Annotated in this window: 25 protein-coding genes; 5 read left to right on the top strand and 20 right to left on the bottom strand. The window is 37.0% G+C overall.

What is annotated here, in order from left to right:
• Window positions 1-468 precede the first annotated feature (468 nt).
• The 6 genes from J7W16_RS13905 to J7W16_RS13930 form a co-directional block, all read right to left on the bottom strand.
• A complete protein-coding gene (locus J7W16_RS13905; protein ID WP_210597923.1) occupies window positions 469-765 on the bottom strand; it encodes a spore coat protein in 297 nt (98 codons plus the stop codon).
• 11 nt (window positions 766-776) lie between these two features.
• On the bottom strand, window positions 777-965 hold the full coding sequence (locus J7W16_RS13910) for a hypothetical protein (RefSeq protein WP_210597924.1): 189 nt from the start codon (window positions 963-965) through the stop codon (window positions 777-779).
• Between the two features lie 33 nt (window positions 966-998).
• A complete protein-coding gene (locus J7W16_RS13915) occupies window positions 999-1,277 on the bottom strand; it encodes a spore coat protein (RefSeq protein ID WP_210597925.1) in 279 nt (92 codons plus the stop codon).
• A gap of 15 nt (window positions 1,278-1,292) precedes the next feature.
• Window positions 1,293-1,505, bottom strand: coding sequence for a hypothetical protein (locus J7W16_RS13920; RefSeq protein WP_210597926.1), 213 nt, complete (start codon window positions 1,503-1,505; stop codon window positions 1,293-1,295).
• 174 nt (window positions 1,506-1,679) lie between these two features.
• Complete coding sequence (locus tag J7W16_RS13925; RefSeq protein WP_346726934.1) at window positions 1,680-2,468, bottom strand: HAD family hydrolase; 789 nt, start codon at window positions 2,466-2,468, stop codon at window positions 1,680-1,682.
• A 444-nt stretch (window positions 2,469-2,912) separates the two neighbouring features.
• Window positions 2,913-3,092, bottom strand: a complete 180-nt coding sequence (locus tag J7W16_RS13930) for a CsbD family protein (protein WP_210597928.1) — start codon at window positions 3,090-3,092, stop codon at window positions 2,913-2,915.
• Between the two features lie 142 nt (window positions 3,093-3,234).
• On the opposite strand from J7W16_RS13930, the gene J7W16_RS13935 reads away from it, so the two are divergent.
• Both J7W16_RS13935 and rluF read left to right on the top strand, forming a co-directional pair.
• Window positions 3,235-3,609 carry a hypothetical protein gene (locus J7W16_RS13935; RefSeq protein ID WP_210597929.1) on the top strand — a complete coding sequence of 125 codons (375 nt, stop codon included), beginning with the start codon at window positions 3,235-3,237 and terminating at the stop codon, window positions 3,607-3,609.
• Window positions 3,610-3,735: 126 nt separating this feature from the next.
• The gene (gene rluF, locus J7W16_RS13940) at window positions 3,736-4,443 is read left to right on the top strand and encodes a 23S rRNA pseudouridine(2604) synthase RluF (RefSeq protein WP_210597930.1); all 708 of its coding nucleotides are present in this window, start codon (window positions 3,736-3,738) and stop codon (window positions 4,441-4,443) included.
• Between the two features lie 49 nt (window positions 4,444-4,492).
• Here the strand turns inward: rluF and J7W16_RS13945 are convergent, their stop codons facing one another.
• From J7W16_RS13945 to J7W16_RS13955, 3 genes are all read right to left on the bottom strand, one after another.
• The gene (locus J7W16_RS13945; RefSeq protein WP_210597931.1) at window positions 4,493-4,756 is read right to left on the bottom strand and encodes a hypothetical protein; all 264 of its coding nucleotides are present in this window, start codon (window positions 4,754-4,756) and stop codon (window positions 4,493-4,495) included.
• A 310-nt stretch (window positions 4,757-5,066) separates the two neighbouring features.
• A complete protein-coding gene (locus J7W16_RS13950) occupies window positions 5,067-5,339 on the bottom strand; it encodes a DUF3006 domain-containing protein (RefSeq protein ID WP_210597932.1) in 273 nt (90 codons plus the stop codon).
• Window positions 5,339-6,610, bottom strand: a complete 1,272-nt coding sequence (locus J7W16_RS13955) for an MBL fold metallo-hydrolase (protein WP_246880008.1) — start codon at window positions 6,608-6,610, stop codon at window positions 5,339-5,341. The genes J7W16_RS13950 and J7W16_RS13955 overlap by 1 nt, the downstream gene beginning before the upstream one ends.
• A gap of 127 nt (window positions 6,611-6,737) precedes the next feature.
• Between J7W16_RS13955 and J7W16_RS13960 the strand changes: the two genes are divergently transcribed.
• Window positions 6,738-6,947, top strand: coding sequence for a hypothetical protein (locus tag J7W16_RS13960; RefSeq protein ID WP_210597933.1), 210 nt, complete (start codon window positions 6,738-6,740; stop codon window positions 6,945-6,947).
• 850 nt (window positions 6,948-7,797) lie between these two features.
• On the opposite strand, the gene J7W16_RS13965 is transcribed toward J7W16_RS13960, so the two are convergent.
• From J7W16_RS13965 to truA, 5 genes are all read right to left on the bottom strand, one after another.
• Complete coding sequence (locus J7W16_RS13965) at window positions 7,798-7,965, bottom strand: hypothetical protein (RefSeq protein ID WP_210597934.1); 168 nt, start codon at window positions 7,963-7,965, stop codon at window positions 7,798-7,800.
• Between the two features lie 134 nt (window positions 7,966-8,099).
• Window positions 8,100-8,834: a YhcN/YlaJ family sporulation lipoprotein gene (locus tag J7W16_RS13970; RefSeq protein ID WP_210597935.1), complete on the bottom strand. Its 735-nt coding sequence runs from the start codon at window positions 8,832-8,834 to the stop codon at window positions 8,100-8,102.
• A 162-nt stretch (window positions 8,835-8,996) separates the two neighbouring features.
• Window positions 8,997-9,710, bottom strand: coding sequence for a 2OG-Fe(II) oxygenase (locus J7W16_RS13975; RefSeq protein WP_210597936.1), 714 nt, complete (start codon window positions 9,708-9,710; stop codon window positions 8,997-8,999).
• Window positions 9,711-9,852: 142 nt separating this feature from the next.
• A complete protein-coding gene (locus J7W16_RS13980; protein WP_210597937.1) occupies window positions 9,853-10,275 on the bottom strand; it encodes a CBS domain-containing protein in 423 nt (140 codons plus the stop codon).
• 213 nt (window positions 10,276-10,488) lie between these two features.
• Window positions 10,489-11,226, bottom strand: a complete 738-nt coding sequence (gene truA / locus J7W16_RS13985; RefSeq protein WP_210597938.1) for a tRNA pseudouridine(38-40) synthase TruA — start codon at window positions 11,224-11,226, stop codon at window positions 10,489-10,491.
• Window positions 11,227-11,429: 203 nt separating this feature from the next.
• Between truA and J7W16_RS13990 the strand changes: the two genes are divergently transcribed.
• Window positions 11,430-11,762 (top strand): DUF3243 domain-containing protein, encoded by a 333-nt coding sequence (locus J7W16_RS13990; protein WP_210597939.1) that lies wholly within the window; start codon window positions 11,430-11,432, stop codon window positions 11,760-11,762.
• Window positions 11,763-11,915: 153 nt separating this feature from the next.
• A complete protein-coding gene (locus tag J7W16_RS13995) occupies window positions 11,916-12,737 on the top strand; it encodes an ATP-dependent DNA ligase (RefSeq protein ID WP_210597940.1) in 822 nt (273 codons plus the stop codon).
• A gap of 107 nt (window positions 12,738-12,844) precedes the next feature.
• Here J7W16_RS13995 and J7W16_RS14000 read toward each other — a convergent pair whose 3' ends face one another.
• The 6 genes from J7W16_RS14000 to J7W16_RS14025 form a co-directional block, all read right to left on the bottom strand.
• Entirely contained in the window at window positions 12,845-13,156 is a 312-nt protein-coding gene (locus tag J7W16_RS14000; protein WP_210597941.1) for a hypothetical protein, read from the bottom strand.
• A 560-nt stretch (window positions 13,157-13,716) separates the two neighbouring features.
• Window positions 13,717-14,913 (bottom strand): alanyl-tRNA editing protein, encoded by a 1,197-nt coding sequence (locus J7W16_RS14005; RefSeq protein ID WP_210597942.1) that lies wholly within the window; start codon window positions 14,911-14,913, stop codon window positions 13,717-13,719.
• A gap of 72 nt (window positions 14,914-14,985) precedes the next feature.
• A complete protein-coding gene (locus J7W16_RS14010) occupies window positions 14,986-15,396 on the bottom strand; it encodes a GNAT family N-acetyltransferase (RefSeq protein ID WP_246880009.1) in 411 nt (136 codons plus the stop codon).
• Between the two features lie 106 nt (window positions 15,397-15,502).
• Window positions 15,503-16,393: a glycerophosphodiester phosphodiesterase gene (locus tag J7W16_RS14015; protein ID WP_210597943.1), complete on the bottom strand. Its 891-nt coding sequence runs from the start codon at window positions 16,391-16,393 to the stop codon at window positions 15,503-15,505.
• Window positions 16,394-16,798: 405 nt separating this feature from the next.
• Complete coding sequence (locus J7W16_RS14020) at window positions 16,799-17,446, bottom strand: pentapeptide repeat-containing protein (RefSeq protein WP_210597944.1); 648 nt, start codon at window positions 17,444-17,446, stop codon at window positions 16,799-16,801.
• A gap of 34 nt (window positions 17,447-17,480) precedes the next feature.
• Complete coding sequence (locus J7W16_RS14025) at window positions 17,481-18,557, bottom strand: YhgE/Pip domain-containing protein (protein ID WP_246880010.1); 1,077 nt, start codon at window positions 18,555-18,557, stop codon at window positions 17,481-17,483.
• Window positions 18,558-18,620 lie beyond the last annotated feature (63 nt).

The following is an 18,620-nucleotide window of genomic DNA, read 5'->3' on the forward strand; positions in this document are numbered from 1 at the left end:
AACTGATAATAGTTGGCCAACAATAAGTTAATGCATAAAAAGAGGCTGTAACGAAAGTAATTTAACTAATAAAATCTGAACAATGGTGGGTGGCGGACATACACCGCTCCTGAAATATACTTCGCTTTCCGCGGGAAGCCGGTGAGCCTCCTCGGCTACGCCTGTGGGGTCTCACCTTTGGCTTTTGTAGCCCGCAGGAGTCTACGTATATTTCATCCGCTACACAATTGCTTTGTTCGATATTTCAGTTAGACACTTTAGGTATGTCCCAGCCTATATTCATATCCAAAACGCTTTTAAAAAGTGATTTGGGAGCACATGAAAATAATTGAGATACGGAAAATACCCTAAGTCATATTGCTATTTTTTTAATGAAAGAGGTACTAAGAAAGATAGGAAAGGCTTTAACTACCTTGATATATGTAGGAACCCCTTTCGCTACGTCCCTTCATTTTAAATCCACCTTAATTAGTCACCAATCGTCATGGCTGTTTCAACTGTTTTCTGATCTAACTTCAACTGCTTGGCCATATCGTGTGGATAATATAATTCATTATCGATCATATAATCAGCCATTTTTTCATAAAAGTTGATTGCATCTTCTAACTGATGAATCAATGTTGTTCTCACTTCTTGGGTTGCTGTTTCCGTGATAGCTACTGCATAATTTTTCACTTCTGCCTTTGCTGCCATTAGTATATCTGTTGCAATGACTTGATCTGTTAATGGAGCCATTCCTGTTATTTTTTCAAGAAGCTGATTCATTTTTAACCCTCCTAAGATAGATGACTACGTAAATCCTCCAGATGTCTCATATGCATCTCTGTATCCTGTTGCATTAACGTTTTTAATCTTTCATCAGTGACAAGTCCTTTCATAACGGACGCTTTTGTTAAGCATAGGCTTTTAAACATCATGAGCTCGTGTACTTCTAAACGTTCATGGACACCAAGTTCTTCTCTCATTCCTTCACCTCCTATTTGTAGTTATAGGTAGCTCTATTCATCTGAATCATGTAAAGCTTGATTGGCATACTTAATATCTTTTTGAAGCTGCTCGGGTACGTTATAAGCATCATAGATTCCTCGGTCCTGTAAGAAGCCATAAATCTGCTCATGTGCTTGGATCGAATTTAATAGCTCTTCACGAAAGAACGTTCTAATTTCTGGAGAAGTTGTTTCGGTAATCGCAATTGCAAGATCTTTTACAGCTGCTTTCGATTCAAACAGCATATCTGTAGCAATCACATGATCATTAAAGTTTAATTTATTTTCCATCCTATCCTACTCCTTTTAGTTAATTTGGGTAGATGCTGACGTGAGGATATCTTTCATTCCGTTGAGCGTTAACTGCCCTTGCTTGACGCTCTGCTCCACTAACTTTTTTAGTTCAGGATTTTCTACCTTTTCTAATCTTTCCTTACTTTGACTTAGACAAGCCACCTTAAAGTTAAGCAACTCCCTCATATCTACAATTTCATGGACACCAAATTGGTTACTTTGCATTGGATCACCTCCTATTTATAGGTTCTGTTAGAGGGAGATACGTTATGCGAAGAAAATGGTTTTAATCCTTTGACAATAAAAGGCGACTAAAGAAGGTGAAAATTACCTTCTTTAGTCGCCTAACATTAGTGGTTTATGTATAGCTGACCAATGATTATGATGTTTATCATTCCTCTATTCAAGTAATCCTAGCGATTTTAAACCATTGTAAATTCCTGAATCAGTTACCGCGGTTGTCTTATGCTTGGCATATGTAAATAAATCCGGATGAGCATTTCCCATTGCAAAACTCTCACCAACTAATTGAAGCATTTCTTTATCATTAATACCATCCCCAAAAGCAATTGCCTCTTCCTTGTTAAACTTTAATAAATCTAAAATAGTCTGAACTGCAAACCCTTTATTTACTTTCTCTTGAATGACATCAAAGGCGTGATCTCTAAATCCATCAATATTTACTGGGGACAAATGAATGCCACTATATTGTTCATATAAGTCAACATCATTCACTCCTAGGTTAATCACAGTGACACCGAGGATATCTGCAATATACATGCTTTCATAATGAACATTATGCTTCAAATGAAAATGTTCAATAAATGTTTTCGTATTCGCTGAATCCATGCCTGTATAGACATTTTTACTGTTCGTATACATAATTAGCTCATGATCATTCTCTTCTGCTGTATCTATAAAAAATTGAATCATCTTGGAATCCATAGGTTCACTAAAAACATCCTGCCCCTGATGTATGGCATAGGCTCCGTTATATCCAATGAAAGATTGAATTCGTAGCTCTTCTCCAATATCCATAATTTCATGAAGAGGACGTCCTGTCGCAAGAAAAACCTCAATTCCTTTTTCTTTGACTTGTTTTATGGCTTCCTTTGTTGAATCTTGAATCGAATCATCAGGCAACAAAATGGTTCCGTCAATGTCTAAAAACAATATCTTCTGTTTCATCATTTCTCTCCTTTATTTGGTTATATCAATATCCATAGCAGCACAATGATCACAGCTAGGAAAGGAATCAAGCCAAGATACAAAACTAATTGGTTGTTTAAACTTTTTTTACTACTATATTTTGTATCCTCGGATTTTGTAAGAAATAAAGTTATCACAAGAGCCATAATACAAATAAGAGCTACAAAAACAAGGACGATATTCATTGTGCCTCCCTACCCTATAACCTATTTATTTTTCTAGATTTTATATTATTATCTTTCTCGCCCGTACCTAAGTCAAATCAACAGTTAAATGTTGACCAAATTTAATTCTAAACGTTCTCTGTTAATTCTTCTTATTGTAATAATGCCTTCCGCAACTAAAAAGAGACTGACGAGAATCATTCCTCATCAGTCTCTTTATTCCTAAAAACATTCTTCATAGATAATAGTAATACATCAATTAGTTATCCTTTGCTTTTCCAATCTCTTCTTGCACATTACCTTTTACTTTATCTTTCTTCCCTTCACGTTGCATTTTTTCGTTGTCTGTTGCGTTACCGAATTGATCTTTCACTTCACCCTTCGCTTTATTAACGCCACCTTTTACCTTATCTGATACACCATTATTGTTATTTGCCATGATTAATCCCTCCTTAGTTAGTTAGTAGTCTATAACCTTTTAATTTGGAACCTAAACATAGATTACCTCTACTCAGTATTTTTGCCGTACGATCCCCCTATGGTATTATAAAATTACTAGATTTGAGAGAGCCGGTGAACAGATGAGTATCCAAGTTTATTATGAAGAAAGTGATGGTCAACTCCAGCCAAAGCTTGTTCTATTACCTAATTATGTACACTCGAACGAAACCGATAATGCGTTTGCCTACATGATAGAAGGACCTTTCCAACGATTTCATCAAGAAGACTTTCATGATGATCTAAAAACTATTTCCCTTTCTCTTGGGGTCTTAAAGCTGAGCACGTTAAGTAACCTTATGTTTACAATTGACATTCAACAACTTCAATCAGATCTCGCTCATATGTCTCATGATCCGGACGCAGTTTATGAAGCGGATTATTTTATCGTCTTAGTTGATGATTTACAGGAATTACTTGCTTTTGATGTTCTAGAAGAATTGAAGCACTTGAAGTAAGTAGTACGTTAGATTTTGAAAGCTGCAATTAGCAAAGTCGTTCATATTTTTTAGTGATTTCTTGAAAATAAACTGGTTGTTCGGTATTCTTAGGGGACAATTCATTTTTTAAGGGTGTGCGTAACAATGAGGATTAACAAATACATAAGTGAAGCAGGAAAATCGTCAAGAAGAGGTGCGGATAAATTAATAACTGAAGGAAGGGTCCTCATTAACGGAAAACGTGCGACGATCGGGGATCAGGTAAAGCCTGGTGATGATGTCGTCGTAAATGGTGAGCCCATTAGAGTAGCAAGAAACAATGTCTATATCGCTCTCAATAAGCCGATCGGCATCACTAGCACAACCGAAAAGAAGGTCAAAGGAAATATTATTGATTTAGTTAATCACCCCTTACGTATTTTCAATATCGGGCGTCTAGATAAAGAATCAGATGGTTTAATTCTATTAACCAATGATGGAGATATCGTTAATGAAATTTTGCGTGCTGAGAATAATCATGAGAAAGAGTATATTGTTTCCGTTGATAAACCAATTACCCCAGACTTCTTAAAGAAGATGTCGGAAGGTGTGAAAATTTTAGATACGGTTACACTCCCATGTGAAGTCAAACAGCTTTCCAAATATGATTTTCAAATCATTTTAACCCAGGGACTAAACCGTCAAATCCGTCGAATGTGCGAGGCACTCGGCTACAATGTCTTTAGGTTACAGCGTACTAGAATTATGAATATCCACTTAGGTAACCTTCCTGTGGGTCAGTGGAGAGATTTATCAAAAAAAGAAAAAACACAATTGTTCAGAGATTTAAATTATGAACCAAGAGAATGGTAATAAGTAGTATGAAGAATCCCCCGAAACAGGAGCTACTTCGGGGGATTCTTTAGCCATTTATAAATATACATTTGTTCTCTTCTCTAAGTCGATTTAAGGCAGCATCGATTTGACCTGGTCCTTCTACCATGTATAAACAAATTGGAATGAGTGAGCTATACTCATTTTCACCATACACGACCTTAACATATTCTTCTGTTGATGTTACTGCCGTTTCCTCACAATAGTTCTCGATTTGTTCCCAAACCACATAATATGGTGGTTTAATTTCGTCCCTCAAATACTCTTTCATATTTATTAATGTCTTTACCATGTCATTTCACTCCCGTTCGTTAATGTGGACGCCTTCAAATGAAGCTATTTAAGAAACGGATACCAATGAACGAACGGTAGCCGGGGGGATCTGTCTTCATATAAAGATGCCTTTTCACCAAATGATTTTTTGGTTACTCTTATTCTAATATATGGACAGGTTCTAAAACTGTGACAATCATCACCTTTAAATTAAAATAAAATGTCTGGCATTCAAATTTAAAAGCCTACTATGAGTAGGTTTCGCATAGTAGGCTTGGCTTGTAATTGCGGAATTTAATCGTTCAGTGACGATGTTTATATAAAATGAGCTATTTTCTTTTAAACTTGCTTCCAGTACTCTTTTTCTTAATTCTTTCTAGTTGGGCGTTCACTGTTTGTTTTTGCTCAGTTGTTTTGCCCTCATTCACCACTAAATGTGAAACTTGATTGTCCTCTAATTCAACTAAAAACCAGGTACCCACTTTGACATCGTTCGGTAATCGTTCAATTGGAATCAGATACTCTTTTTTTAAATCCTCAACTAAAATAACACCATATCCTTCTTCTACACGATCAAGAACACCATTCACTTTTCTTTGCATTATTTTACACACGCCTTTCCTTCTGAAATAATGTCTGATAATCGTCCTGCTGCAATCCCTTTGACTCTCGTCATTCCATCAACTGCCGAAAATGGACGTAATGTTACGATCTCCTCAGCACGTGCTGGTCCTATATGGACAATGGCTTGTAGTTCTTCAACGGATGCTGAATTAATATCAATACAGTTGCCAGAACCCTGGTCTAGCTCAGGCTGCTCTTCCATTTTCGGAGTCTCTGATTTTGAACTAGAAGAATCGGCCTTATGATCTCCCTCATAATTTGTTGAAACATCAAGATTCTTCCCATTAGACTTAATAACAATCGTTCCATCTACATACGTTGAGAATAATTTGATTCCTGCACTTTTCACTCGGTTAATCACTTCATCATGTGGATGACCATATTGATTATCAACACCAGCAGAAACAATCGCTATCTTCGGACTGACAGCATTGAGAAATGCTTGGCTTGTCGATGTATTTGATCCATGATGTCCTAACTGCAACACATCTGCATCAAGTGAAATACCTCTCATCAGCATCGCCTGCTCCGTCTCTTCCTCTGCGTCGCCAGTTAATACGAATGACGTCTCACCATAGGTGAATATTGCTGAAATCGAACTCTCATGCAAATCACCTGTTAAATGCTCCGGATTGATGATCGTAATTTCTAGTGGACCTACATCAAACACTTCCCCAGCTCTAGGCTCGTGATAGTCTACCTCATTTGCTTCAATCGCTTCTAGAGTGGAAAGAAAGGTTTGAGAAGTGGTTGTTTCACCAGATAACCACACTTCACCAACATTAAAGTGATTGATTATTTCATCAAACTGACCGATGTGATCTGCGTGTGGATGGGACCCTATTAATATATCAATTTCTTCAATTTGCTGGCTCTTTAAGTATTGCAGAACATCACTTCTGTTCCAATTTCCAGCATCAAAAAGAATCGTATACTCTTCTTCTGCCACATTGTATTCGAATAATGTAGCATCCGCTTGTCCTACATCAATAAAGTGAACCTTCATTTCTTCTAATTGTTCAAGGTTAAACTCTTCATTCGCGGTTTCAGTATTTTGAACTGTTTCCTCGGTGTCCTCTTCTAGATCTCCTTCTACATCAGAAACAGTATCAGAAGGAACTGAATCCTCGGTAAGATCTTCAGTGCTTTCCACTGGTTTCATATTTGGCTGGCCTTCAGACACACCGCATGCAACCAAAATCAATACAATAAATAGGTTAAGAAACGAAATATGTAATTTATTTTTCATCGTGGTCCTCCCTCTAGATGTTCTCTCTATCTTAACATGGTTTTCTCCTCTCGAAAGGTAACATAATACTACCTTAATGTTTATTTTCCTAGCAATAAAGGAAAGTAACTAATAAGAGGTGAGGATTATGACAAAAGAAAACGAAAGAAAAACTCGTAATAAAGACATGGACAATCCAGAGCAATACTCAACTGAAAAAGAGAGTTTATTCGATAAGTTTGATAGCGAACAAAATGTTGATCCAATTCCGATGGAGGATCTAAAGTTAGAAAAACGTGAGGAAAAGCAAAAGCATAAAAGCAAAAGTAATTCATCAAGCGAAAAGAAATATAAGTAAGATGTAAGAGCAAAAGAGGTCTGGACAAAATTATCTAACTGATTAAAAACCCGAAAAAAGATAGTAAGTGTTTGAACACCGTTCTTGAAATATACAATTCTTTCTGCGGGAATCCTGTGGGCCTCCTCGAGCTTGACGTGGTTACTGAAAGAGTGCTCAATTTTCAGATATTAAAAAGTTGAATGTCATCAAACTTCAGCCTGTCGACAAAGTCTCGTGAAGCGAGACGGCCGACAGGTTATTAGTATTTAAAGAAAGTGGCCGAAAAAAGTCGCTTCGAACACGCTACCGGGATGGGGGGCACGCTTTCCACAGGAGGGCATGGAACTAACTGGCTCTGCCAGTGCATTTCCATATTGCCCTTATTTCCTGCAGGAGTCGGCCCACCCATCCCGTCCGCTTTGTTGAAAGGACAGATGTAATTTCTCTTCTCTTAACAATGCTCAAAAGAATAATAAAATAATTAGATGAAAAGAAATAATTTGGTATAAGCCGTTTTTCATTATTGAATTGTAATCACAAAAAAGACTAATTCGAACCACTCTTTAGTCTTATAATTATTGTAGTGACAATGAAGGAGTGTGTCGCATGCTATTAAATCATAAACAAAATTAAGCCCACATAAAAAGGTCTAGGTTGTCCATAATTTCCCTTTAACTCCTATTTTCCACTCCAAACAACTCAAAAGTGACGTTTATCATTGGTTCCTCCACTCTGTTTTATGTAAATTTCATCCGCTAAATAAATGCTTGTTCGATTTACAGTCAGTTACTTTAGTTATGTTCAGGCCTCTTTTTGCTGTAAATAAAAAGGCATCAACTTAGAAAGTTGACACCTTAATGGTTAAGTATTAATTGTTTTGATTATTATTATTATTGTTATTGCGGTTATTGCGGTTATTTAAGTTTTGAGCATCATTTTCATTTGCAAACTCAGTATTTGCATTGTCCACGTTTAGCTCATTGTTGTTAGTATTACGGTTAGCATTATTGTTGTTACGGTTTTTGTTATTAGCCATTGTTATCACCTCCCTAAGTTATCATCCCCTTCGTATTTCCTTTCATACATGTCTAGAAAAATTTTACAAAAGCACTTGAACAAAGTAAAAACACCTTTGAGAATGAATGATCTCAAAGGTGTCCGGTTATTGAATTAGCGTGAACGTTCAAACGGACGTTGTGCCGCCTGCCCTAAATCATTTAACATATCTGAAAATGTTGCTCCAATTTCGTCAAAAGCCGTTCCTAGACGAAGATCATCATCCATCGTACGAATCTGATCGACAGCATCATTATCAGTTACTACATACACTTCCTTATTATCAGCATCTTCATTAAGGCTGCGTTCGACCTCTGTTCTAACATTATCTATATCACCATCTGCTGTAATTCCGACAACCATATTGTCATCATTGACGATCACTCTTGCTTCTTCAACACCATCGATTTCCTCAACCTGTTCAACAGTACGTTGTGCTGTTTCACCGTCGTAATCTTCATGATAATTAACACGATCCTGTGTCGTTCCAGCTTGATTCATATTTCTTGAACCGTTATTAGCTGTACCTTGTCCAGTCATTCTATCATTTTGCCCAGTCATTCTGTCATGACCGTTCGTATTTCCAGCATTACCAGTCATACCTGTTCCTTGACCAGCTGTACCATGATGAGACGTTCCGCGATCAGCAACTGACCCACCTAGAGAACCATCTCCGTAACCGGCAGTTCCACCCGTTTCACCAGCTGTTCCCGTACCACCATTCATATATAAGGACTCAGTTCCTGGATAATTATTTGCACCCATATCTGTTGCTTCATTATCTCCACAACCGGCAAGACCACCTAAAAGCATTGTAGCTGCTGCGACTGACATTGCTATTTTTTTCATTTTTTTCATTCCCCCTTCACCTCATATGATGTCTTTACGGGGAATTGATTAAACGAGTGAATCTTTAGTGATTCATCCAATAATTGCAATCTCTTAACATTTGGGATAAGAGTATACAGGGGACACCTATACTAGGAAGAGAGAGAACTCAGAAATCCATTATTATTTAGCATCATGAAAAATGATCCCTAACCCATAACGAACACCCGAAGTTAATGTATTTACTCCATGACGAATCGTATTTTTGTAATAGCCCTTCTTCCCTGCAACAGGACGGTGGTTTGTCGGAAAGATTAATGCCTCACCTTGATTGAGAGTAATAACATGCCCTCTGCTCTGAGCTCTTGGTCGTTGCTCGACAAGAATGGATTCACCACCTGAGTAATCCTGTTCACGTTGATTTAAAGCAAAAAGCACCTGGAAGGGGAAATAAACATCTCCGTACAAATCTTGATGCAGGCAATTGTAGCCACCTTGTTCGTATTTAAGTATTAACGGAGTTGGACGCACCTGCTCTTTTGCATGACACTGTTCTAGAAATTCATCTAACGTGTCTGGATAGATTGCCGATTTTTTTAAATACTCTAGCCAACGATTGGCAGCCTTTGCAAGTTCAGGATAAAAAGAAACACGCAATTCTTGAATAAGAGCTGGTAATGGTGCATTGTAATATTTATACTCACCCTCCCCAAAACGATATCTTGCCATATTTATTCGACTTCTAAAATTTGATTCAATATCATAGGTAGCAATTAATTCTTTGCACTGTTCTTCACTTAAAAGGACGGGTAGCTTTGCAAAACCGTCGTTGTCTAGAGTTTGATGAATCTCACTCCAGTTCAAATTACTGATTTCATTGTTAATAGGACTAATCATCCGTTCCCCCCAACTATGCCTTAAGTTATTATCGCTTTATTAGTCTAACCAGGAGTACTTTTAAAAAGACACCAGTCTCCCTTTTTAAAACAAAAAAAGTCTGCAATCCATCAATGGATACAGACGTTTGTTGTATTCTTTTTTAATTTTGTTCCTCTTTCTGCTTTAACAACATTTTTGTACAATATTCAATAATCTCTCGTCTACGAATAATACCAATGAAAATGTCTTGATCATCTACAACAGGCACAAAGTTCTGCACAATGGCTAATGATAGCAAATCATCAATTTCAGCATCAATATGTACATGTTTGTTAACCATTCTACGTTTAATATCCTTCAAGAGTACGTTTTCTGTATCTTCAAAGGAAAAATTTAAACTTTCTTTTAACTTCCAGAGAATATCTCCTTCTGTAATCGTTCCAACATATTTACCCGAATTATCTAGGATAGGCATGGCTGTATATCGATGATATTCCATCCGTTCAATAACTTGACGTAGCGTTGAATATTCATTCATATATATTACTTCGGCTTTTGGTAATAGAAAAAAAGCTATTTTCATCATTATTCCTCCTAACCTCTAACTATTTCGACACACTTCTTTTATTTTATTTCTTTTTGTCCTTAACTGAAAGAATTATTTTTTTAAGAAAGCATCTTCTATAGAATATTAGAATACCTTTCTATTTATGATTGGCCTTTGTGAATAGACAAAAAAAAGACCTAAGAAAGTTACTCAAATAGATTACCTTCTTGGTCTTTGTCCTATTTAATATTAAAACTCAATCTTCTCTAAGTGTAACCCTCGTGCATCTGCCATCCCACCTGTTTGATTGCGTTCCTTTGATGAAATAATTGTAGGAATTTGCTCTGCTTCTTTTTGATTGAGTCCAACTTCAATAAGAGTACCTACCATTTTTCTTACCATATTGTAGAGGAAGCCATCTCCCTTTACTCGTATGAAAATAAAACCTTCTGATTCGTCAATGTTAATTGCATGTATCGTACGGATCATCGATTTTTTCTTGGATTTCGCATTTGAGTATGCGGTAAAATCATGCTCTCCTATAAAATAAGCTGCTGCCTTTCTCATTTGATTAATAGCAAGCTTATTTTCGACATGTATACTATATTTACGCATAAAAGGATGTGGATGTTCTTCATTCCAAATCTTATATAGATACGTCTTATCATTTGCATTGTAACGGGCATGAAAGCGATCATGTACAATCGTTACCTTCGTAATACTAATATCTTGCGGTAAATATTTAGTCAAATAGCTCTTGACCTCGGCTTCTGAAAACGATTCACTCATTTTAAAGTTAGCCACCTGATCAAATGCGTGAACACCAGCATCTGTTCGGCTACTTCCAATGATTTCAATCTTCCTTCCAACCATTTCGCTTAAAACATTTTCTATCTTCCCTTGTATTGTATTATCATCATCACCAAGCCGTTGCCAGCCTTTGTATCGTCCACCATCATACTGAATATCAAGTCTGAAATTTTTCATTACCTGCTCCTTGTTGTTGCTTCTTTTCTTAGTTATAAAACCGGATACCTATATAAGTTTCCTGCATTCCATCATTCGGAACATACCATTTTTACCATGAACAGTCAAACACAGCTAGAACACACTACCAAATATGTTTAACCTTCTTCAAAAGGGGAAGACAACCACTGTATTCAAAAAACACGAAAGGGAGATGAGAAAGAATGGCACATAATACGACTGATACGAAAATTGCTACTAAGGTTCAAGACCATCTTGCAGACATGTCATCGGACAAAGAAGAGGACATTCTATCAAATTTCCAACAGTTTAAAGAATACCTAGGAAAAAAGGTAGCGACAGCAGATAAATTAGGCATGAATGAAGAACAAATGGCTATAGCTGCTCAAAAAATTGGTGATTATTTAGCTGCACATGTTGAACCCAAAAATCGCGAAGAGCATCTTTTATATGAGCTATGGAAAGTTGGAAACAAAGAGGAGAAGCATATGCTCGCACATATGCTTGTGAGACTTGTAAATAGCGAAAACAAGTAAAGTATTTTTCAATAAGGAATCTGCTCAACATTTGAGTAGATTCCTTTTCTTATAATCAAACAATGTGATTTCTAACTAACTTCTCGTAGTAACAGATATTACCTCACGAATGCTTGTTTTACCCGTGCTATAATTTAATTGAGGTGATATATGATGTTTATTAGCCCAATGTTGTTATCACAAACAGACAATCCGTTTGATGATCACGACTACCTAGCCGAGCTCAAGCTAGATGGGATTCGCTTAATGTTATCAACTGTCGGAGGTTCAGTTAAGCTTTTCACGCGTTTTAAAACAGATGTGACTCATCGCTTCCCTGAGCTTCATTCTCTCCAACTCCCAAAGGGTATCATCCTCGATGGTGAAATCGTTCTTACTGATGATCAAGGAAAACCTGATTATGAGGCTGTTCAAACTCGACTCCTTAACTCAAATGATAATCGAATGATCTCCTACTGTGCCTTCGATGTACTTTATTATAATGGTAAAAGTGTTGTTCAATTATCTCTGATTGAACGGAAGGCATTATTAAATGAACTTATCCCTGAAGACAGTCCACTTTTATCAAAGGTTTTATCTGTTGAAAATAGTGGCATTGCCTTATTTGAATTATGTCGTATTCATGATCTTGAAGGAATCGTGATGAAGCACAAAGACTCAAGGTACGAAATAAATAAACGCTCGCAAGCCTGGTTAAAGGTTTTAAATTATTCTTATGAGGATGTCTGGATTAAAGGCTACCGTAAAGACAAAAAAAGCCTACTAGTATCCTTTGAGAACGGAGACACTGCAGGGCTGTTGGAAAACGGGGTTACTTCGAAAATAATGAACGAGGTCTATCAAAACACCGCCCATCTAAAGAACCATCTAGATAGGGACGTTGTACTCTTTGACGCCCCCCCACTTAAATGTCGAGTGAAATATACTAAATCCAGAAAAATGAGAGAACCACAATTCATTGAATTTGTTACGTAAGGTACTAGATTATTAGAAACTGTTGAAAGGCCACTGAAAATCACACCTTTTTCAGTGGCCTTTCTTTTTTCACCTTATTATCCCATTTGCAATCTAGAGTCATTTGTTCACTCTTTTTCTTTTATCTTTTCATGAATACGTTCTAGCTCCTTCAATGATAGATCACCGAGTGACTTTTTAATTTCATCTTCAATTAGTTTCCGATTACTTTCACGGTAGTTTTCCCACCAGTCACGTAAACCTTCTGTATTTGTCAGTAGGTACTCTATATCTATTTCCTCGACCTCATCATCCGATAAATAAGTTAACACAGCCGCTAAAAGACGATTAAGATTTTCGATTTCCGTTTCAGCTACACCGTCCTCAATACTATGTACAGGTTCTTCCTGCTCCTCACTCGTTGCTTGCTTTCTTGGCATAATAATCCGCCCGCCTCCGATCTATGATCTTGATTAATATAATATAGAGTATTGCCGATTTAGTTGTCTTACATTCTCTAAATAGACAGAGATCGAGACAAAAGTGTCTAAACTACTCAAACCCGAAAAAGAGATAGTTAGTGTGTTGACACAGCTCCAAAAAAACACTTATGATTACTTCTTTTCATGCAGAAAGTTTTTCACTGTTAAGAGAAGAGAAATTCTATCTCCCCTGTATCAAAGCGGACGGGATGGGCGGGCCGACTCCTGCAGGAGGAAAGGGCAGGTTGAAATCCACCGGCGTAGCCGGTTAGTTCAACGCCCTCCTGCGGAAAGCGTGCCCCCCATCCCGGTAGCGTGTTCGAAGCACTTTTCCGGCCACTTTCTTTAAATACCAATAACCTGTCGTCCGTCTCGCTGCACGAGACTTGGTCGACAGGCTGAAGATTTGATAAAATCCAACCTTTCACTTCCTAAAAAATGAGCACTTTTTCAGTGGGCTACTTTGCACTTTTTAGTCTAAACTTTTCCTTTTGCATCTAAGTCTCATTGTCGAGTCGTTAATCAATTAAATGAAGAATGGCTTCAGCTAGTTGTTCAGCAGACATTGTCTTGTCTCCTCCACCTTGAGCAAACATCGCATTGCCTCCACCCTTTCCATTTATTAATGGTAGGATCGCCTTTACTAACTGATTCATATCAAGATAGGACTCTTTGTCCTTTGAACAGACAACTTGTAAATTCTCACCAGTCTCATTTACAAATAGCACTACTGTATTATTCGTGTTTCCTGAAATGATTCTAGCTAATTGCTGCAATTCAGAAATAGGACGGTTGTTGAATGTACTTCTAATTATTTGTTGACTATGTACACACTCCATTTTGTCTAAAAAATGCTCCGCTTCATACTCGAGTATTCTCACCTTTAATTGCTCCACTTGTTTCTCAAGGTCTTTAGAATGCTGTAAGATTCTATTTGCAGCTTCCTTCATTTGCGGTTGAGGGCTGTTTAAAAGCGGAGTCAACTCCTGAATCACCTTTTGCTTTTCGCCGAGCTGCTGGATTACCCTATTTCCACAAACAAAGTGTACACGTACCTGTTTCTTTTGCCTTTCCACTTGTAGGATTTTCAGCGAACCAATCTGACCTGTTGAGCTAGGATGTGTGCCGCCACAGCCATTATAATCAAACTCTTCAATAATGACGATTCGAATGTTATCTTCAACAGATAATTGTTTTCGAAGCGGAAAGCTTGAAGCCTCATCCGCGGTCAACCATTTCGCGACAATTGGACGATTTTCTAAAATAACGGTATTAGCTAGCTTCTCTACCTCCTCAACCACTTCGTTTGTCAGATTGCTTACGTCAAGATCAATCGTACAGATGTCCGTTCCTAAATGAAAGCTTGTCGTCTTTAAAGAAAAGACATCTTCAAAGGCAGCAGAGAGGATATGCTGTCCAGCATGCTGTTGCATATGATCAAAGCGTCGTTCCCAATTAATACTACCTACACATTCAAGATTTTCATCAATTGATTCTTGAAGATAGTGGCGAACTTCTCCATCTACTTCTACTACATCATAAACTTTCAATTCATTAAGAGTACCGGTGTCATGCGGTTGTCCACCACCAGTCGGATAGAAAGCTGTTTCCTCTAACACAACAAATCTCCGGCCATTTTCATCCTCAGTACATCTTTTTATTTTTGATGTAAAAGAACGGATGTATTGATCTTGATAGAATAATTTTTTTGACATGGTTTCCACTCACCTTCAACTAGAAAATATGTACTTCTTTACTGCAGTTCAACTTGCAGCCAAGACAACACGTTATAATCGCTTTTCCATAATGATATAGCATTTTCCTCCTCTTTCAAAACGCATATTGGTCTCAAATAAACCAAATTTCAAATAGAACTCTTTCTTATTCTCTCTAGCATTACACCAAATTCTTTTCACACCCTTTTTTTTTGCTTCATCCAGAACAAAGCTTAATAATTGACTTCCATAGTCTTTCCCTTGCTCCTCTATTAGTGTAGCAAACTTTCTAAATTGGGCTTCTTCGTTCTTAATAAAAAGCGAAAGGACAGAAAGAAGTGATTCTTCTCTAAATAGCCCGTAATGAGCACCTTGATCATCATCAGCTAATTTACTATACTCTATGTCTTTTTCTGGCCACATCACCTTATGCCTTAAGTCCCACGCTTGTTCTTTGTCGATTCGAGATATCTTGGTTCTCATGTCTTCCTCCTCTATTTGGCTCTGTATGAAATTATATGCTGTTATACTCTCTTAGACAAAGAAAAAACAAGGATCAATTCCGACCCTTGCTTAATTTTCACTCTATTTATCTTCTCTTAAAATCTTTAATAACTTCATTAAATAAATCTGGAAAATTAGTGAATACTCCATTGACACCCCATGTTAATGCAAGCTCCATTTGCTCTCTTGTGTTAATGGTATATGGATGAATTTGAAGTCCTTCAGCTCTCACTTGTTGAACATAGTCTTCATTAATTCTAGCAAAACTCGGACCTACTCCAATTGCATATTCTTTAATCTTCTCTAGCTCACCTACTGCATCAACTCCCAATTTAGGCTGATTTAGTAACTGAACCAGTGGAATATGATCATTCATTTCATGGATATGCTTTAGGCTATCAGGATAAAAGGATTGAATAATAACCTTGCTTGAACGTGCATTCGCTCCAGTTAGATTATATTCGTCAATTAATCTTAAGAGTTCTTCTTCCATACCTGGATACAGCACTGGTGATTTGGTTTCGATGTAATACCTCGTGCTTCTCCCGTATTCTTCAAAAATTTCTTCAAGAGTTGGAACCTGTAACCCAATATAATCCTCATTTGCCTTTTCTGGATAACGAGAGTTGAACCATGAGCCTGCATCTAACTGCTTAATCTCAGCAAGGGTCATATTCGACACTGCCCCCGCTCCATTCGTCGTCCGATTAACTGTTGTGTCATGCATGGCAATTAGAACACCATCTTTGGTCATTTGTAAATCAACTTCAATATAATCGGCCTTCATTTCACGACCAAGCTCATACGCGACCATTGTATGTTCCGGTGCATGTCCAGAAGCACCACGATGTGCAACATTAATTAGTTTTTCATCTGGGACTGGTGTGTTATTTGCCGAAGCTGCCGGCAATGTAACTTGTGTTAATACTCCTACAGTAAACATAGTTAGAGCAACATGCTTCATCCATTTCTTCATTTGTTTTCCACTCTCCCATTTTGTTTTTACGTACAATATCAATGTAATAGAAGAGTATTAAGCCTGTTCTAGAGTTATGTTAAAAGTGGATCTATGGGATAAAATCAAACTTTCCACATAGAAATCTTTCTTGTAAGGGGTTATAAATACCCTAATTAATAGGATTGAACCCCATTCTACCAACCCGATTTAAATCACAAGAAGAGAAAGTCTCGTTTTAATATTAAACATTTATTAACTTATGATGAAATAAATTCAAATTATGTAATCGAAAATTAATTTCCTTACAAGGGTAACCTTTTACTCTTAATAGGTATTCAAAAAAAGTGATTTCATCCATCATTTCAAACGGTGAAGTCACTTTTTACATAATTAATTGATTTTGTTCATAGAGTGTAATTAAATTTACTGCTTAATCTTCAAACCTAGCATCGTTGCAAATCCAATTGCTTGTTCGGGGGATATTTCAAATCCTGCTAAATTCCCTAATGCAACATTGATTCGATCAAATGAACATGTACTAATATCAATCCCTTTGTGAATCGTTTGAGTGAAATCGATATCATCAATATTACATTGGTCAAATTCAACTTTGTGAAAGCTGCTATCTGAATAGTTCGCACTCTGTAATGACGATGCTTCAAACCTAACCTGTTTCAAACGTGCTTCTACAAAATCGCTCATATTTACAACGCAGTTTTCAAATGTCACATTTCCAAGGTTCGCTTTTGAAAAATCAAATCCGGTAAGTTTACATTCCTTAAATGTGACTCTATGGATGAGCCCTTCACTGAAGCTCGCATTTGATAAATCACAGTTTTCAAAATGAACATCTGTCATATCTATTTTCCTGAGTGCTGTATTAATGAATGTAACATTTTTAAAGACAACCTTAGAAAGAATAACTTGTTCAATTTCTTCATTATCTATTCTAGCTGCCTCAATTTGACCATTCGATAGATACCGATCTTCATCCTCATATATATCATAAAAATCAATTGATTGTAGGCCAACTGGAATTTTCGGACGTTCAATTTTCATTTTCTTAGTCAAACTAACACCTCATATAAGTTTTATTTGCAATTTTTTAATGTGCTGGCTGGTTTACTTGTCCCATCGTCGCAAGAGTTGATTTACTTTTTAATTGTATTGCAATAATCGTTATTCCAAAAGTAATCACGGTGATCAGTACCAAATTAACTGCTATGCTATTTACTGAAGAGCCTGCGTAGATGAGCTTTGTAAATCCTTGAACACCATTTGATGCTGGAAGAAACCCACCAAGATTCTGGTATAACGGTGCTAGCATTGATGTAGGAATGATGTTACCTGCCGTTAATAATTGCAGAGGAACCATTGCAACATTAAATAAAGCACCTGCATTTCCGAATAAAGTAAAACTCATCTGAGTGAAACTAATACAAGAAAGAGTAACTAGTACATGAAAACCATACATTTCCCAGAACAGACTAGCAACATCATTAAAGAGAAATGAAAGGCCAATTGTAAATAGTGGCATAAGCAGTGCGATGGCGATTAGCAGTAACTGTTTACTCCAAAAGATCTGCTTCACCGAATGATGTTTTTGCAGGATCATTGATACAAGGTTAAACTGGATTGCCATTGTCATTATAGCAATATACGTGATAAAACCAAGAATCATAGGGAGCATTGATGTCGCAAAATTAGAAATTGAGTTTGTTTTGATTATTTCGGCGTTGACAGCGGACTGCTGACCAATTGTTCCAGCAAGTTCTTTTGCTGCATTTTCAACAATTGAAGTGGCTATTTGTGCATTTGCTTGATTAATATAAAAGGTAAGATTCGTTTCTTGATTCGAATTGATAGTCTGTGCAAACAGTTCTGGAATGACAACAACCATCGCATAGTCACCGGAATCAAGTAGTTCCTTTGCTTCATCAAAGGATGCTTCAACAGTCATATCAAACGGGGTATTCAATTGCATTTGTTCTTGAATAAACTCTCCTTGCTCCCCGTCTTCGTTTACAACTGCAATTTTCAACTGATCAAGCCTTTCTGTCGCTTGATCATATCCCGTCATCCAGATGACCAGAAACAATAATGGTAAAATAAATGCAAAAATCAGACCCACTTTTGTTTGTGGAATTTTCATCATCTGTTTCAATGTTTTAAGTAAGTTCAAGTTACATTCTCTCCATCCATCTTTTCATTTCTATATTTAGTTGCACGTGCATATAAATACAAA

The organism is Halalkalibacter suaedae, from assembly GCF_017939705.1.
Classification (GTDB): domain Bacteria; phylum Bacillota; class Bacilli; order Bacillales; family Bacillaceae_D; genus Halalkalibacter; species Halalkalibacter suaedae.